Origin of the sequence: Geminicoccus flavidas (assembly GCF_009806515.1) — a bacterium.
GTDB lineage: Bacteria > Pseudomonadota > Alphaproteobacteria > Geminicoccales > Geminicoccaceae > Geminicoccus > Geminicoccus flavidus.
Window position 1 is genome coordinate 1 of sequence record NZ_WUJP01000912.1, and the last position, 1,693, is coordinate 1,693.

Below are 1,693 nucleotides of genomic sequence, written 5' to 3' on the forward strand. Positions count from 1 at the left end.
GCGTCACCAGGTGAGGCGTCTTGTTCTTCGTCCGCTGCCCGGGGATGGTCCATGTCGCGCCATCCGCCGACAGCTCCGACCAACGCATGTCGCCGATCTCCTGGCGCCGGCAAGCGGTCAGGATCAGCAGTCGGACGATGCGGCCGAACTCGCCTTCGTCAGCGCTCGCCTGCCAGATCGCCAGCAGCTCGCCGGGAGCGAGAACGCGATCACGCGCGACTTCCGCGTTGGGCTCTATCCCAATCACCGGGTTGGCTGGCACGCGGCCGCGGGTGAGGGCCCAGGTGAACAGGGCAGATAGCGCCGCCCGCGCCCGGTTCGCCGACACCGGCCCGCTCGTCTCGGTGAGCTCGTCCAGGCGCCTAGCGATGTCGGCCCGGGTGATCGACCGGGCGGAGCGCCCGTGGAGCGGCTTGCAGTGCACCAGGAGGTGGCGCCGGACCTCGCGCGCCGTTGCCGGCCGCAGCCGCTTCTCCGCCTGCGCCAGGTACGCCTCGATCAGGCTGCCGATATTCTCCCGCGCGTCGTCGTGGCGCTGGCTCTTCGCTGCCTGTGGATCATCGCCGGCCCTAGCGTCCTGCAGGGCCTTCGCCGCAGCCAATCTGGCCCCCGCCAAGCCTTCGGATGATGCAGGCCCGAGCGTCACCTGCCGCGATCGCCCTCCGACCCGAAACTTGACGATGAAGTTCCTCGACCCGCCGTCGCGCAGGCGGACGCCAAAGCCCTTCAGCTCGGTGTCCCAGACGGTGTGCTCCGACTGGCTCTCGGGCATTCGAAGCCGCTGGATTGCTTCCTTGGTGAGCTTCCGCCGCTCTGGCATATCGGCCCTGGTGAGCGCTTGGTGAGCAAACCTTGCTCACCAACCTGACTATGAACGACTACTGGTGAGCACGTTCTACAGCAGTGATAGCCGGAACAGCGCCTGCACTACAAGGGCCAATGTTCACTCTTGGGCGCGCAAGTTATTTGCCGGTCAATCTGCACCGCAGACTACGGATCAGAAGGTTAGGAGTTCGAGTCTTCTCGGGCGCGCCATTCTTCCCAATGAGTCAGCCGACCCGGTGCCTCCTGATTTCGGGGCTCTGGTCAGCGGATAGGAAGCGTTCCGCTTCGTAACCACTGCCTCCGGCTCGGGCTGGATGAAGGCCTCGTCCGGGCGCTTCGTCACCGCCTTCCGCAGCCTGATACTTCTTCAGCAGGTCGGCCTGGCGCACAGTAGAGCTTGGACGGCGGCACCTCGGACTTGGCGACGTTCTCGTCGGCCGGGAACCTGCAGTACCACTGGCTGCAGTCGGGTGCCTGGAACAGGCCGCCCGGGTTCAAGCCCTTCTTGCCCTCGAGTTGCACCCGGCGGCCGTTCTTGAGCACCAGCAGACGGTCGGCGCCCTGCTTGGTGTCGTCCTCCTTGGCCCGCGCCCGGCTTCGCCTTGGGCTTGGCCGGGAGGACGATCTTGGGCGCGCGCAAGTGTGGGCAGCGGATCCATGTCCGGTCGATCAGCTCGACCAGCCGGTGTCGCATGGCTCGCAGGGTCGCCTATGGTGGTGTGGCTGCGCCTTTCCCTCCGCTCCTGAAGCCGGAGATGCTGGAGGAAGCAGGGGGCGATCATGGTCATGAGCGCATGGCGATGCTCGCCCACCAGCCAGACCGCCTCACCCGGCAGGCCCTGCCTGATCTGCTCCCCCTCGGCTGGAC

At 66.7% G+C, this 1,693-nt stretch carries 2 protein-coding genes and 1 pseudogene; all 3 read right to left on the reverse strand.

The genetic code is table 11. The features are described 5' to 3' along the window. The coding region (locus tag EQG76_RS26295; RefSeq protein ID WP_159717803.1) for a tyrosine-type recombinase/integrase at window positions 1–772 on the reverse strand (772 nt) is incomplete at its 3' end. A gap of 392 nt (window positions 773–1,164) precedes the next feature. Further along, window positions 1,165–1,368, reverse strand: a complete 204-nt coding sequence (locus EQG76_RS26300) for a hypothetical protein (protein ID WP_159717805.1) — start codon at window positions 1,366–1,368, stop codon at window positions 1,165–1,167. 131 nt (window positions 1,369–1,499) lie between these two features. Continuing rightward, window positions 1,500–1,693: pseudogene (locus EQG76_RS33725) on the reverse strand (hypothetical protein); the annotation flags it as partial.